This is a genomic window from Synechococcus sp. MEDNS5, assembly GCF_014279875.1.
GTDB lineage: Bacteria > Cyanobacteriota > Cyanobacteriia > PCC-6307 > Cyanobiaceae > Synechococcus_C.
In genome coordinates, this window is record NZ_CP047952.1 from 786,550 (window position 1) to 800,082 (window position 13,533).

The 13,533-nt window shown below is 60.2% G+C and carries 13 protein-coding genes; 5 read left to right on the top strand and 8 right to left on the bottom strand.

Translation table 11 applies throughout. The features are described from left to right. Positions 1-2: 2 nt before the first annotated feature. From SynMEDNS5_RS03895 to SynMEDNS5_RS03905, 3 genes are read left to right on the top strand one after another with little or no spacing between them, the layout of a single operon-like run. Entirely contained in the window at positions 3-698 is a 696-nt protein-coding gene (locus SynMEDNS5_RS03895; RefSeq protein WP_186584738.1) for a hypothetical protein, read from the top strand. Positions 699-705: 7 nt separating this feature from the next. Continuing rightward, the gene (locus SynMEDNS5_RS03900; RefSeq protein ID WP_186584740.1) at positions 706-1,254 is read left to right on the top strand and encodes a hypothetical protein; all 549 of its coding nucleotides are present in this window, start codon (positions 706-708) and stop codon (positions 1,252-1,254) included. After that, the gene (locus SynMEDNS5_RS03905; RefSeq protein WP_186584742.1) at positions 1,254-2,348 is read left to right on the top strand and encodes an alpha/beta hydrolase; all 1,095 of its coding nucleotides are present in this window, start codon (positions 1,254-1,256) and stop codon (positions 2,346-2,348) included. The genes SynMEDNS5_RS03900 and SynMEDNS5_RS03905 overlap by 1 nt, the downstream gene beginning before the upstream one ends. Here SynMEDNS5_RS03905 and SynMEDNS5_RS03910 read toward each other — a convergent pair. The 7 genes from SynMEDNS5_RS03910 to thrS form a co-directional block, all read right to left on the bottom strand. Further along, positions 2,338-3,798 carry a hypothetical protein gene (locus tag SynMEDNS5_RS03910; RefSeq protein ID WP_186584744.1) on the bottom strand — a complete coding sequence of 487 codons (1,461 nt, stop codon included), beginning with the start codon at positions 3,796-3,798 and terminating at the stop codon, positions 2,338-2,340. The two genes, SynMEDNS5_RS03905 and SynMEDNS5_RS03910, sit on opposite strands and share 11 nt — an antisense overlap. Before the next feature lie 21 nt (positions 3,799-3,819). After that, complete coding sequence (locus tag SynMEDNS5_RS03915; RefSeq protein WP_186584746.1) at positions 3,820-5,898, bottom strand: M3 family metallopeptidase; 2,079 nt, start codon at positions 5,896-5,898, stop codon at positions 3,820-3,822. Positions 5,899-5,904: 6 nt separating this feature from the next. After that, the gene (locus tag SynMEDNS5_RS03920) at positions 5,905-7,476 is read right to left on the bottom strand and encodes an NAD(P)H-quinone oxidoreductase subunit 4 (protein WP_186584748.1); all 1,572 of its coding nucleotides are present in this window, start codon (positions 7,474-7,476) and stop codon (positions 5,905-5,907) included. A gap of 56 nt (positions 7,477-7,532) precedes the next feature. Next, the gene (thrB, locus tag SynMEDNS5_RS03925) at positions 7,533-8,480 is read right to left on the bottom strand and encodes a homoserine kinase (protein WP_186584750.1); all 948 of its coding nucleotides are present in this window, start codon (positions 8,478-8,480) and stop codon (positions 7,533-7,535) included. A 14-nt stretch (positions 8,481-8,494) separates the two neighbouring features. Further along, positions 8,495-9,571 (bottom strand): glucokinase, encoded by a 1,077-nt coding sequence (locus SynMEDNS5_RS03930; protein ID WP_186585825.1) that lies wholly within the window; start codon positions 9,569-9,571, stop codon positions 8,495-8,497. Between the two features lie 89 nt (positions 9,572-9,660). Further along, positions 9,661-10,080: a DUF1824 family protein gene (locus SynMEDNS5_RS03935; RefSeq protein WP_186584752.1), complete on the bottom strand. Its 420-nt coding sequence runs from the start codon at positions 10,078-10,080 to the stop codon at positions 9,661-9,663. After that, positions 10,077-11,912 carry a threonine--tRNA ligase gene (thrS, locus tag SynMEDNS5_RS03940; RefSeq protein ID WP_186584754.1) on the bottom strand — a complete coding sequence of 612 codons (1,836 nt, stop codon included), beginning with the start codon at positions 11,910-11,912 and terminating at the stop codon, positions 10,077-10,079. Before thrS ends, SynMEDNS5_RS03935 begins: the two co-directional genes overlap by 4 nt. A 28-nt stretch (positions 11,913-11,940) precedes the next feature. On the opposite strand from thrS, the gene SynMEDNS5_RS03945 reads away from it, so the two are divergent. Both SynMEDNS5_RS03945 and SynMEDNS5_RS03950 read left to right on the top strand, forming a co-directional pair. Beyond that, on the top strand, positions 11,941-12,258 hold the full coding sequence (locus SynMEDNS5_RS03945) for a DUF2605 domain-containing protein (protein ID WP_186584756.1): 318 nt from the start codon (positions 11,941-11,943) through the stop codon (positions 12,256-12,258). Continuing rightward, on the top strand, positions 12,255-12,650 hold the full coding sequence (locus tag SynMEDNS5_RS03950) for a DUF2752 domain-containing protein (RefSeq protein WP_186584758.1): 396 nt from the start codon (positions 12,255-12,257) through the stop codon (positions 12,648-12,650). Before SynMEDNS5_RS03945 ends, SynMEDNS5_RS03950 begins: the two co-directional genes overlap by 4 nt. A gap of 6 nt (positions 12,651-12,656) precedes the next feature. Here SynMEDNS5_RS03950 and SynMEDNS5_RS03955 read toward each other — a convergent pair whose 3' ends face one another. Continuing rightward, on the bottom strand, positions 12,657-13,376 hold the full coding sequence (locus SynMEDNS5_RS03955; RefSeq protein ID WP_370593568.1) for an endolysin: 720 nt from the start codon (positions 13,374-13,376) through the stop codon (positions 12,657-12,659). Positions 13,377-13,533 lie beyond the last annotated feature (157 nt).

Here is a 13,533-nt window from a genome sequence, read left to right on the forward strand (position 1 = left end):
CAATGTGTTTTTCGGCATCGGCAAGTTTTACCGCCTCAGCTGTGCTCATTCCCTTGGGGCTGTATTCCAATCATCTGGCTTCCAGTCATGAACGGCCGGATTACAAGCCTCTGGCGCTGGTGCCTTTCTTTTTCGGTGTGCAACAGCTGGTGGAAGGTCTGGAATGGACAGCGATTGACCGCGGCAATCTGGAACCCCTGGGAACACTCGCTGGGCTGGGATTCCTTTTTTTTGCTTATTGCTTTTGGATGATCTGGATTCCATGGAGCGCCTGGTCGATCAGTCGTTCAACGGATTCCATCGGCCTGCAACGACGGCTCAAATGGGTTGCGATCGTGGCCACGATTCTGGGCATCGCCTTCTACCTGCCGGTTCTCTTCAATCCCCCGGCTCTTCAGCCCGCTGTTGAAAGCAACGGACGACTTCTCTACGACGTCTCCAACTTGCACAGCATCCTTCACAATTTCATCAATACCGAACCGGTGGGTGAGTTGATGTATTGGGGATTCATTGTTTTGCCATTGATTGCTCTGAGTGATAAGGCGGTCAAGCTGTTTGGTGTGTTGATCTTCGTATCGATCGTGTTGACCTGGCTCACTTACAGCGCCACTTTCAATTCGGTGTGGTGCTTTTACTGCGCTGTGTTGTCGATCATGGTGATCTGGATCGTCAACCGTCCCCAGTTGCGTCGGGCTTGAACGCCCCATGGCTGACCAATTGATCACATCCCTGGAATCCATGGGTCAGTTGTTACTGGCCATGGATACCGGTGTTGGCCTTCTCATTGGCGTGGGGATCTCCATGTCGGCATCCCATGGTTTTGCCTTGCTGGCCAACAGGCTGACTCCCCCTCAGATCCTGTTGCACATGGTTGTCGACGCGCTTGTTCTCAGTCTGGCGTTTCTGCTCTGCATCCTTTGCCACAGCGTGATGTTGATGGTGCTCGAAGGGATCCCTTTGCAACCCATTTCTTTCGCCAACCGGATGGGTGCTGCCCTTTGGCCTGGGCTGCTGTACGTGCTGGTCGCAGCTCCTTACGTCAGTGATGTGATCGCGATTGCTCTGCTGGCCTGGATTCACCTCAACGTGTTGGTGCTGCTTCAGGCTGTGTATGGCATTTCCTTTCAGGCAGGACTACTCGTGGCCTTGCCTGGTTACATCGTGGCTCTCCTGCTGGTGGGTCTGCTGTTCGCGCAACGCTGGCGCAGGAGTTACGACATCTTGGCCCGTGAAGTGGCGGCTCTGTTGCGCTGATGGCAGTGTCGTCCGCGCCGATCCAACACCAACGCAACAGGCTGCGTTTCGCCCGCCGTTGCTTCATCGCCGTTCTGGTGAGTGTGGTCTTGCTCGGCCTGGTTGGGCTCACGGCCGTGCGTCGCGATTCCGCGGATCTTCTTCAGCCTGAATCCCTGCTGGAGCTTCTGATCTGGTCTGGCTTTGTGCTGGTGGTCGTGATTGCTCTGGTGGGGGTGTATTCCGTGATGGCGGACTTCGTGTTCTGGGAGGGTTGGATGCGTGGGCTCCCAGATCCATCCCGTCTGTTTCCAGAGGAGATCAGCCAAGCCTCGATCCATCGTCATTACCTCGTGTATCTCGATGGCATTCATCAGAGTGAGGAATGTCATCCGCCCAAGGTGACGGAGTTCCTGGAGTGCCTCGACGGAGCGATTGCCGAAGACACGCTGCTGGTGAAGGGCATTGAGGCTTACACGATCACCAACGTTGGACTGCGCTCCACCACGTTCGCCGGATGGTTCTGGCAGCGCCTCTTCTCCCTTCAGGAGCATCACCCCAATGGATTGGTGCGCTTGATCTGTGCGTTCTCTGTACAGGCCAATAATGTGATCAAAGTTGGGATTTCATCGGATCGTCGTTATGGGCCGGTAATGAATTACGAACTGGCGCTGAAGATCGCCCGTCGTCTTGGAGTGATGGGATTCCATCCCAGTCATGCGGCCCGGGTTGTGCTGGTGGGTTACAGCGGTGGCGGGGAGATGGCCATTGGTACTGCAGAGATCCTGCAGCAGTTGTGCCGCGTTCCTGTTCAGGTGATCACGGTGTGCGGGGTGTTCAGTGGTAATGGATCTTTGGATGCCATTGAGGATGTGGCGATGGTGGTGGGAAGCCGGGATCCAGTTGCGGCTTTAGGACGCATTGCCTACCCAGGTCGCCTTCCGTTTCTGTTCCTGTCCAACTGGAATCGATGGCAGCGGCTTCATCCGCTTCATCGCTATCCGATCGAGGGGATGAGCCATAACGGCTTCACTGGGCCATTTTCTGTGACTTTTCGCGGCGCAGTGGTCAATGCGATTTGCCGTGAACTGGAACGCTTTTCGCTCAAGGCTTAGTGGTGCATTCCCCATTCAGGGATCTCACCAGGGTGAAAGGACTGTGAGGCGGCTGGCTGGCGAGGAGGCGACGGTTCGCCTCGTCGTTGGAGCTGCGGTTCACGAACAGATCCTGAGGAGTGCTCTCCAGGCTCCGCCTGTATCGCTCCACCGTTTCAGCATTGGCCTCCAGTCCGCTGTCCAGGAGCTGATTCAGTTCATCGTCCAGGAGTTGGCGCCATAGACCACCAAGGGTCAGAGGGAACAAGTGGGTTGTTTGGCGCACTGCCACTTCCAGCATGGCTGTGGAATCGATGCAGAAGCCAAGCGCTCCGTAGCCGCCGAGAGTCAGGCGGTTGCGCATGGCTGCACTGTTGTGGACAGCCCCCATCAGGTCGCAGAGATCCAGGGCTGTGGTGAGGGTCTCGCCGGTGAGGCCTGGCCCTAGGTAGGCCACGGTGCCATTGCTGCGGTCGTTCTGCCATGGGCGATGCAGATCATTGAGAGCTGCCCAACCGTTCAACCCTTCTGTTCCCTGGTAGTACTGCAGCAGGAACGGTTCGCCAAGGTCAGGTTTCAGCTCCATCTCCAGGGAACAGTGGGGCAGGAGTGCTCGGCGTTCCTCTCCCCGGGAATCGCGAAGACCTGTGCGGTACGGCAAGGCCAGGGGAATCTGTGCCCATTGATCACCTTTGCGGGTGCTGGCTCCAAGGCCGAAGCTGGCAGTGCTGGCTCGGAAGCGGGCTCTGCACTGCCATCCCCGCGCAATTAGGTGGGTGATCAACGCGGAACTGCGATCGAAGCCTTCAAAGTGGAATGGCTCCGAGGCGCACGGCGATGGCGGCAAGCGGTTGCTTGCCAGCACGTTGAGCACCTGGGCGAGCACACGGTTTCTTAAACGGGCATTCTGCGGTTGCAGAAACGGCAGGCCTTGGTTGCTCCACTGCAGCTCTGCACTGAAGCCCCTCACCGCGGGGGCGAGTGCTCCGGAAGACGGGGATGGGCTGTCCTGGCACGAGAGGGTCTGCAGGCCGAGCAGGTCGGTGGGCAACAACCGCGCGCTTCCATCGTCAAGATCGATGGAACGCTGGCACCAGCGATTCATGGCATTGATATGGGTTGCGCTCTCCTCGCTCCCACTGGTGATCAGATGCTGGAGATCATCGGCGAGTGCTGCCAGCAGCAGCGGACTCACCAAGCCATGCTCCAGCAAACCCCCCAGGTTACGCAGGGATCGCGGCAGGGACGCCGGCTGAAATCGCCAGCGTCTGGGCAGCATGAAGAGCAGGGGGATGAGCCTCTGATGATTCAGCTGGGTCAGGGTTGACTTGAGAAACTCGTGCCGGCTGATATTCCGCCGCAGGCTGCTTGATTCGAGTGCCTGCTCGAATGAGATCAAGGGTGCGATGTCAGAGGCATCTCCCTTGGCTTGCCCCCAGCTATCGCTGAGGTTCAGAAGGTCATCGGCCACGACTCAGTTGACCCTGATGGCTCAGCCTGTCGATGTTGCCAGACCCGAATGGCGAATGAGCGCTGCACTGCTGGCATCCCGACCCCGGAACTGCCTGTAGATCTCTGCTGGACGGAGACTTCCTCCCAGGCTGAGGATCGTGTTGCGGAAACGCTCGCCCGTGGCTGCCACAGCATCATCCTGCTCCAGACCGACCTCTTCAAACGCAGAGAAGGCGTCAGCACTGAGGACTTCCGCCCACTTGTAGGAGTAGTAGCCCGCTGCGTAACCTCCGGCAAAAATATGGCCGAACGCGCAGAGGAAGCGGTCGGTTTCGATCGGCGGCAGCACCGTCGTCGTCTCGGCGATACGGCGACGGAAGGCATCCGGGCTCAGTCCGAGCTCTGGGGACCATTGGCTGTGCAGCCGTAGATCGGTGAGTGCGAAGTGGATCTGGCGAAGCGTGCCACTGCCCTGCATGAAGGTACGGCTGCTGCAGAGCTTGATGTAATCCGCTTCAGGCAACGGTTCACCGGTTGTCCAGTGCCTGGCCATGCCCATCAGAGTCTTCCGGTCGAAGCACCAGTTCTCCATGAACTGACTGGGGAGTTCCACGGCATCCCACTCCACGTTGTTGATGCCAGCGGCCTGGGGGTGCTCGACTGTTGTGAGCATGTGCTGCAAGCCATGCCCGAATTCGTGGAAGAGAGTCTCCACCTCCTCGAAGCTCATGAGGCTGGGGGTCTCCCCAGAAGGTGGGGTCTGATTGCAGATCAGGTAGGCCACTGGAAGGGTTAAGTCTCCGTTCGGTTGCCGTCTGCGGTTGAGGCACTCATCCATCCAGGCTCCGCCGCGCTTGCTCGCTGGCCGGCTGAAGGGATCCAGGTAAAACCCAGCCAGGGCTTCTCCCCTGCGGTCGAGGACGCGGAAGAACCGCACGTCCTCGTGCCAGATGGGCGCATCTCCATCGGCCGCTTCAATGCGGATCGCAAACAGGCGTTCGCAGAGGTTGAACAGGCCATCGAGAACCTGGGGCAGGGGAAACCACGGCCTCAAGGCTTCCTGATCGAGATCGAAGCGCTCCCTGCGCAGTTGCTCCGCCCAAAAGCTCACATCCCATGCAGCGAGAGCTTCCTTTGCACCGCGACTGGCAGCGAGTTGGTTTAGTTCCTTCAGCTCCTGTTCAGCGACGGGCAGGGCTGCAGCCCTGAGTTCCTCCAGAAGGGTTTCCACCGCATCCACCCCATCGGCCATCTTGGAGGCCAGGCTCAGCTCGGCCCAGTTGGCATAGCCCAGTCGCTGAGACTGCTCCTGGCGCAGAGCAAGGATTTCTTCGATGAGCGGGCCATTGTCGAGCTCACCCTGGCTCGCTCGGCTTACGTAGGCCTTGTAAACCGTTTCGCGAAGATCGCGGTTTTCGGCATGGGTGAGGATCGGCACGTAGCTCGGCATGTCCAGTCCCAGTCGCCAAGGCCCATCTGCCGTGGCTGCATCAACGGCCAGATTGTCCAGGACGCGATCGGGAACTCCCCGCAGTTGATCCCGGTCGTCAACAACGAGGCTCCATTGCTGGGTGGCGTCGAGAACGTGATTGCTGAAACTGGTGGAGAGGGCTGCCAGACGCTCGCTGGTGCGGTTGAAGGCCTGCTGTTCGTCTCCTTTCAGGCCAACACCGCGATGCTGCATCGAGAGCAGTTCGGTTTCGAGAATGCGGACCTGGGTGGAATCAAGTGTGTTGTTCTTTTGCTCCAGCAAGGAACGAAGGGCCTGGTGAAGGACACGGCTCTGTCCGACCCTGTTGCTGAAACGCACCACTTCAGGTTGTTGTCGTGCGTGGGCTTCACGCAACTCCGGCGTATTGCGAACGGCTGTGAGGTGCGTGACGACGCCCCAGCTCCAACGCAAGCGTTCTCCAAGAGCATGGAATGGAGGCATGAGTTCGTCCCAGGACAGGGGGGTGCTGTCTGGTTCGGAGAGTCGCTCGCGAAGCTGATCCTCCAGGGTGGTGAACCTTTCACTGAGATCAGCCAGCAGGGCCGGGATCTGTTGATCCACGTGCTCGGCTTCGATGGCGTCAAATCGAGGGAGTCCCTCGCAACGCAGCAGTTCTGATGGGGGCATGGATGATCAGCCGGTGGGAAGAAGGGCGCGCATGGCCACAACGGTGTGTTTGGCCAGATCCACTGCCAGCGCATCGGTGGAGGCTTCATAGAGATCCATCGCGATCCGGGGCCAGATGCCAATCACAAGCGTGGGGACCAGCAGGGTGAGACCGATCACCAGCTCGCGAGGACGCATGTCTTCGACAAAAGCGAGGGCGGGAATACGCGGACCGAAGAACACCCGACGGCACATCGACAGGAGATAAATCGGAGTGAGAACCAGACCGATGGCTGCGAGCACGATGGTGGTGACCCTGAACAGGGTGGTGAAACTCTCCTGGCTGGTGATGCCGAGGAATACGGTGATTTCGCTGATGAATCCACTCATGCCGGGCAGTGCGAGGGATGCAAGGGAGCTGGCCAGGAAAAAGGCGAAAGTGATGGGCAGCACCTTGGCCAGTCCGCCCATGTTCGGGATGGACAGGGTTTTGGTGCGCTCGTAAAAGCACCCGGTGACGAAGAACATGGCCGCGGCGATCAGGCCATGGCTGATCATCTGCAGCATGGCTCCACTGATGCTGAGGGCATCGACGGCACCGATGCCCAGCAGCACAAATCCCATGTGACTGACCGAGCTGCAGGCGATTCTGCGCTTCACGTTGTCTTGCGCGAAGGCATTGAGAGCGCCGTAGACGATGTTGACGATGCCAAGAATGATCAGGGCCGGTGCCATCACGAGGTGGGCATCCGGAAGCATCTGAACGTTGAACCTGAGCAGGGCGTAGCCGCCCATTTTGAGAAGCACGCCTGCTAACAACATGGACACCGGCGCATTTGCTTCCCCGTGGGCATCCGGAAGCCAGGTATGAAGCGGGAACATCGGCAGTTTCACGCCAAAGCCCACAAGGAAGCCGAGATAGCAAAGCAGGCCGAAGCTTCCTCCCGGTGAGCGTTGGGCGAGCTCATTGAGATTGAGCGTGAAGCTGTCGCCCGAGAGGGCCAGTGCCAGCCCACTGATCAGGATCAGCAGCGACGCAAGCGCGGTGTAAAGGATGAATTTGGTCGCGGCGTATTGACGGTTCTGACCACCCCAGATGGCAATCAAGAGATAGACGGGAACCAGTTCCAGCTCCCATGCGAGGAAGAAGAGCAGGAAATCCTGGGACAGGAACACGAGGCCCTGTGCCGAGGCCTGGACCAAAAGCAGGCCGAAATAAAGCCGTGATTTATGGGTGACATTCCAGCTGGCTGCCACCGAGAGCAGGGTGACTAGGCCACTGAGAACAACAAGTGGTGCTGAGAGACCATCGGCTCCAAGGGACCATTCCAGGCCGATGGCCGGAAGCCAGCTGACCCTTTCCACAAGTTGGAGCTCGCTGCTGAGCGGATCAAAGTGCCGGCTGAACACAGCCAGCATGAGCACGAGATCCACCAGCAGAACGCCGATGGCCACATTGAGTGGCACCGGAGAAGGGGACTGGTCATCGCCCGGCAACAAGGGCATGACCAATGCAGCCGCTGCCGGCAGCAACACGATCAGGGACAGCCAGGGGAAGCCCGCTTCGGACGCAGCCGTCAAAGGCAGATTGGCGTCCATGGCGTCCACAACATTGAGATTGAACTTATCAGTTCCAAGGGTGGTGTTGAGTACAACTACCCAGCATCGCGAGGCTGCCAGTGGCTTCCGGTCGTCTGCAAGCTCAGCAGGGGCGCTCGACTGGCAACACCCACCGACTCCCAGGCCCTGACCATGGCCTGGCTGATGCCGGGGCCTTTGTCTTCCGTGCAGAGCGCCAGGATGCTGGGCCCTGCCCCACTGATGGCGCAGCCCCAGGCTCCCGCTTCAATAGCGGCCTGGCGAACCTCCTGCCCTCCCTTGATCAAGCGCCACCGGTAAGGCTCATGCAGCCGATCATGCATGCCATCGGCAATCAGATCGCCGTTTCCTGTGCGCAGGCCCTGCAGGAGCAGGGTGAGGGCACCAAGATTGACCACTGCATCTCCCACGGGAACAGTTTTCGGCATGGCTCGCCGGGCTTCACTGGTGCTCAGGCGGATGGAAGGAATCGCCACCACGGCTTTAACGCTTTGCATCCATTCGCAACGCACCACCCGCCATCGCTGTGATGCCGCTTTGGCTGTCATGCACAGGCCCCCGAGCAGGGATGGCACCACATTGTCGGGATGCCCCTCGATATCGATAGCCAGTTCCAGCAATTTTTCTTTGCTGAGAGGTTCCCCGACTAACGCATTGGCTCCCACCAGCCCGGCAACGATGGCTGTGGCACTGCTCCCGAGGCCACGGGCCGGCGGAACCGCTAAACGCACCCTGGCTTCAAGAGCCACAGGCTCCTCGCCAGCTGCTTTCCAGACGCGCTGGGCGGCGCGATACACCAGGTTTTCAGCTCCGCCGCGGAGATGGGAACCCTCTTGCCCTTCGATGATCAGTTCGAAGCGTTCGCCATCTCCCTCGATGCGCCGCATGGTGAAGCGGTTGTTCAGATCCAGGGCTGCACCGAGACAGTCGAAGCCTGGTCCGATGTTGGCTGTGGTGGCTGGAACATCCACCACAACGGTCTGGCCTATGCGCGGCTGGGCCATCGCTGATGCTCTACTCAGGCCAGTGTCCCACCCGGCTCAGCCAGATCGCGCGCCCTGCAGGCCGCACTGAACAATCCGGCCTCCGGATCGGTCACGGCCCGGATGGTGAGGCTCTCGATCAAGGGCCTGAAGCGTCCTTTGCGGCGAAGAGGCTCCAGAAACTGCGAGGAGCGCAGGCCGCCAATGACCTTTTCCGCGGTACCACCGCCGATCCAGAGTCCACCGACGCAGAGCTCCTGAAGGGCCAGATCTCCCGCGGCGGACCCATACGCTCCGAGCCACAACGTCATCGCGGCCTTCGCCAAGGGATCGCCTGACACCGCTGCCCGACTCGTGTGGGCCGGCAAGTCTTCATGCTCCGGGTGCTCTGCCGGCAGTGTTCTCCAGACTTTCGCCTTGTCTTGCAAGGGGTGATCGGTTTGATCCTGCGCGGAGAGCAGCCAGCACATCACATGTCCAAGCCCCGTGCCGCTGACAACGCGTTCGATCGACAGTCGATCGAGGTCAAGAGCGCTGCGCATCCACTGGGCCAGTTGCCATTCATCCTCCGTTCGCGGGGCGAATTCCCGGTGACCTCCCTCACTGGGCAAGGCCATCCAGCCCTTGGCCGCCGGAAGGCCGCGGGCCATCCCTAGGCCCGTGCCTGCACCAAGAATGGCCACAGCTCCGCCGTCCTGTCCGGCCGGTGCCGGAGTGTCTCGGCCGCTTCCGGACTGCAGCACCACCTGTTGCGACGCATTGAAGTGGGGCAGGCCATGGATGAGCACGGCAAAGTCGTTGACCAGCTCAAGGCGCTGCAGTCCTGTGGCTTCGCACAGAGAGGATTCACTCATGCTCCAGGGCAGATTCGTGAGCTTTGCTGTTCCGTTCTGAACTGGTCCGGCTACGGCGATGCAGCTGGTTTCAGGCTTGGAGAGACCCGGGGGCAGAGTCTGGAGAAAATCGCCCAGCATCGACTCGAGGTCGCTCCACTCAGCCGATGCATAGCGGTGTGAAAGCTCTTTGTTCAGCCCCTGATCGGTTTCGCTGTAGAGGGCCAGCAGGGTCTTGGTGCCTCCGAGATCACCGGCCAAAAATGTTTTGGCTGCCATGGGGTTGGGTCTGGCATCGATCCCAAGCGTGGAGATGGTGTTGTCAAACGGCAAGCAATCTGTACGACATCCTCGTGGGATTGCGGTCGTCAGCGCTGTGCGTCGGTGCCAGCTTCATTGAAAAAATTCAGCGGAAGCGGTCCCCAGGTGGTGCTGGGCTGGCTCTCGTCATCACCGTGTCCAGTGATCAGGATTCCTTCTCCCAAGCCGTGTTCGATACGGATGCGGATGGATCCACCGTTCTGGTTGGCCTTGAGGAACACAGGTCCTTGCTCCTCGGTGCTGGCCACCACAGTCATGGGCTCCCACGTCTGGCTGCGTTCCAGCGCCCGCAGGGCTTCAAGGGCTTGGGTGGCCGAGGGGGCCATGACGCCGACGGTGAACCAATTGGCGCTGCCCATGGCTTCAGATAGCTCTGCTCGCAGGCGTTGGGCGGCCTCTGTGCTGAGCTCCGGTGCCCCGCGCAGACGGGTCAGATCGCCGAGGGCGGTGATTGGAGACTGCGTCATCCGTTCAGCTCCAGGCCTGCGGCACGTTGTGTGTTGGCGCTCTGAGCGGCTCGGAGCAGATCGGCCACAGCCACCACCCCGAGATCGCCATCCCTGCGGCTGCGCAGACTCACGGCGTTTTGCTCGGCTTCTTTGGCACCGATCACGGCCAATACGGGAATTTTCATCTGTTCTCCGGTGCGGATCAACTTGCCGAGACGGTCGCCGCTGCGATCGATCGTGGCCCGCACCCCCGCCTGGGTGAGCTGGTCGAGCAGGCTTTCGGCGTAGGGTTGCACCTCATCGGTGACCGGCAGCAGCCGCACCTGCTCGGGTGCCAGCCAGAAGGGATAGTCGCCCGCGTAGTTCTCGGTCATGATCCCGAAGAACCGTTCCAGCGAGCCGAAGATGGCCCGGTGGATCATAATCGGGCGCTGCTTGCTGCCATCAGCAGCGATGTAATCGAGCTTGAACCGCTCCGGCAGGTTGAAATCGAGCTGGATGGTGGAGCACTGCCACATCCGGCCGATGGCATCTTCGATCTTGAGATCGATCTTCGGACCGTAAAAAGCACCGCCGCCTTCATCGATCTTGTAGGCCCAGCTTTTGCGTTCCAGCGCTTCGATCAGGCCTTTGGTGGCCAGATCCCACACAGCGTCCTCGCCGATCGATTTCTCCGGGCGGGTGGAGAGGTTGATCTCGTAGTTGCTGAAATCGAAGGTGGAGAGAATCCGCTCTGTGAGGTCGAGAATTTTCAGAATCTCATCGCTGATCTGCTCGGGAAGGCAGAACACGTGGGCGTCGTCCTGGGTGAAGCCGCGCACGCGCATCAAGCCGTGCATCACACCCGGCCGCTCGTAGCGGTACACGGTTCCCAGTTCGGCCCAGCGGATCGGCAGTTCCCGGTAGCTGCGCAACTTGCTGGCGTAGGTGAGCACGTGGAACGGGCAGTTCATCGGCTTGAGCTGGTACTCCCGCTCGTCCACCTGCATCGGGCCGAACATGCTTTCGGCGTAGAAGTCGAGGTGGCCGGAGGTCTTCCAGAGGCTGATGTCGGCCACGTGGGGTGTGTAGAGCAGCTCGTAGCCGCCCTCGAAGTGGGCCTGGCGCCAGAAGTCCTCGATCAGCAGACGCATACGGGCGCCGCGGGGGTGCCAGAACACCAGCCCGGCGCCGGCTTCGTCTTCGATTGAGAACAGGTCGAGGTCTTTGCCAATGCGGCGATGGTCACGGCGCAGGGCTTCTTCCTTGCGGCGCTTGTGCTCGGCCAGCTGTTCGGGGGTCTCCCAGGCGGTGCCGTAGATCCGCTGCAACTGGGCCTTGGTTTCATCGCCGCGCCAGTAAGCGCCTGCCACGCTCTCCAGCTCAAAAGCCTTGGCGTTGAGCTGGCCGGTGTGTTCCACATGGGGCCCAGCGCAGAGATCCCACCATTCATTCCCCAGGGTGTAGAGGGTGATCGGCTCCTGCAGGCCCTCAAGAATTTCGAGTTTGTAGGGCTCGTTCTGGCTTCTGATTTTGGCCTCGGCGTCGGCTCGGCTCACCGCGACGCGCTCGAGAGGGAGCTTTTTGTTAATGATCTTGATCATCCCCTTCTTAATCGCCTTCAGATCGGCTTCGGTAAAGGGATCGGGGTTGTCGAAGTCGTAGTAGAAGCCGGATTCGGTCCAAGGCCCGATAGTGACACGGGCGTTAGGAAAGAGCTGTTGCACTGCCATAGCCATCACATGGCTCATGGAGTGGCGAATCTTGAGCAGCTGCTCGTTTTCGCTTGTTTTGGGCAGCACCACTGGGCTGGGGGAGGCTGAGGTCGTTGCTGCCGCGCTGCTCACCGTCTGATAATCGTGATTCGCCATCCTATGGGGATACTGCCTGAAACCTTTGATGAAGCCGGATCGGGATCCTGAGGCCGATGCTCTGCTGGAGTCCCTATTGGATTCACTGCTGAAGGATTTCAATCACTGGTTCCATCGGGGAGAAGAGTTGCTGCAGGTCTGCCCAGACGTTGTGATGGATGTGGCGGACCGTGAAGCCATGGCGGCACGGCTTGATGAGGGCCTTCGTGCCATCGAGGCAACGCGAGCGCTCGTGAATGCCAGTCCTGAGGCGATGGCCGTGTCGATGGAGGCCATGGCGCCGTGGCACCAGCTGGTGATGGAGGTCTGGGCTCTGGCGGCTCAGGTGACCAAGGCGTCGCGATGAGGAGCGCTTCAGGCCATCGACGCAGTGGTTGGATCAGTCTGGGCTTGCTCGCTGCCCTCGTTCTGCGCGCACGAGGCGTGCCCCTGCTGCTGCCAGGGTGCCCTCTGCGAACTCTCACAGGGATCCCTTGCCCCACTTGCTTTCTGACTCGTTCGGCTTTGGCGACGCTGCACGGTGATCTCGGAGAAGCTCTGGAGCTTCATCTCTTCGGCCCGCCCCTGTTGTTGGGCCTGGGTTGGGTCGGATGGCGGCAGGGGGTCTTGGGCAGGGATCTGCCAAGGCTGGGGGCCTCCGGTTGGCTCGTGCTCCTCGGTCTCGGCTCTGGACTCGGTTTTTACTGGATCCTGCGCCTGACGCTTTGGTTTGTTCTGGATGTCTCCCTGCCTGCTTAATCGGCGTTAGGTGCCTTGGCGCAACTTGAGCAGATTGCTTTCATAAAACGCCAGGAGTTCGGCGTGGGTCTTCACGGGTTGCCCGTAGGCACTGCGCCCGGCATGGGTAGGAAAGGAGGCCCACTCCGGCGCCAGACGGTTCATGGCGGCCCTGGTCAGGCCATTGCGGTCAACCTCTTGAAGGGCTCCGCGTTTTTTCACCAGGTGCAAAGCCGCCTGGTCCTGATGCTTGGGAGCGAAGCTGGGAAGCTTGAGGCTGCGGGCCGTTTCCTGCCAGGTGCTGGGCAGAAACTGGTAGGCGCCAGCCGCGGCACTGGAGTAGCGCTTCACCACGACGCGTTCGGGGTGACGGGACAGGTCTTGAAAAAGCCCGCCGCCGTAGAGGGTGCGGTAGCCAAGATCTCGGCCGTCCTTCCAGGTCCCTTCGGCGTATCGGATGGTGTTGAGCAAGGCCCGGCGTTCGGGCGTGATTACGTACGGAGTGGCCTGGAGGTTGTCGCCGCGATTGTCCTGTGAATCACCACGAAGAGCTTCAGCCACGGTCTGGGCCTGTTCCACTCGCTTCTCGGAGCGTTCAGCCTGGATGCTCGTGCCAAGCGTCATCATCAGACCCACGCTGAGGGCTCCAATGCCAAGGAACTTGGCTCCGGAGAACTTGGAAGAGCGGATCGGCGTGGCGGTTCGACGAAGCAAGTGGGCAACACTCCAAACGAAATGAAGCGCCACCCTCGTCAATGGGATGGGGGTCTGACGAGGGGATCCGCCCACCTCTTGACGCAGTGAACCGTGTATGCCTAGGCACAAAGACTCAGTCTGGAATTGACTCGAGACCCATGAGACCCCTTCCCGTTACTGGCCAGCTCCTGTTGAGCGAGGTCCGTGA

Bases quoted from the DNA above. Each gene is read 5' to 3' on its own strand.
- SynMEDNS5_RS03920 (WP_186584748.1), bottom strand. From the start codon at position 7,476: ATGGACGCCAATCTGCCTTTGACGGCTGCGTCCGAAGCGGGCTTCCCC.
- SynMEDNS5_RS03935 (WP_186584752.1), bottom strand. From the start codon at position 10,080: ATGACGCAGTCTCCAATCACCGCCCTCGGCGATCTGACCCGTCTGCGC.
- thrB (WP_186584750.1), bottom strand. From the start codon at position 8,480: ATGGCCCAGCCGCGCATAGGCCAGACCGTTGTGGTGGATGTTCCAGCC.
- SynMEDNS5_RS03950 (WP_186584758.1), top strand. From the start codon at position 12,255: ATGAGGAGCGCTTCAGGCCATCGACGCAGTGGTTGGATCAGTCTGGGC.
- SynMEDNS5_RS03900 (WP_186584740.1), top strand. From the start codon at position 706: ATGGCTGACCAATTGATCACATCCCTGGAATCCATGGGTCAGTTGTTA.
- SynMEDNS5_RS03930 (WP_186585825.1), bottom strand. From the start codon at position 9,571: ATGGCAGCCAAAACATTTTTGGCCGGTGATCTCGGAGGCACCAAGACC.
- thrS (WP_186584754.1), bottom strand. From the start codon at position 11,912: ATGGCGAATCACGATTATCAGACGGTGAGCAGCGCGGCAGCAACGACC.
- SynMEDNS5_RS03895 (WP_186584738.1), top strand. From the start codon at position 3: ATGTGTTTTTCGGCATCGGCAAGTTTTACCGCCTCAGCTGTGCTCATT.
- SynMEDNS5_RS03905 (WP_186584742.1), top strand. From the start codon at position 1,254: ATGGCAGTGTCGTCCGCGCCGATCCAACACCAACGCAACAGGCTGCGT.
- SynMEDNS5_RS03945 (WP_186584756.1), top strand. From the start codon at position 11,941: ATGAAGCCGGATCGGGATCCTGAGGCCGATGCTCTGCTGGAGTCCCTA.
- SynMEDNS5_RS03915 (WP_186584746.1), bottom strand. From the start codon at position 5,898: ATGCCCCCATCAGAACTGCTGCGTTGCGAGGGACTCCCTCGATTTGAC.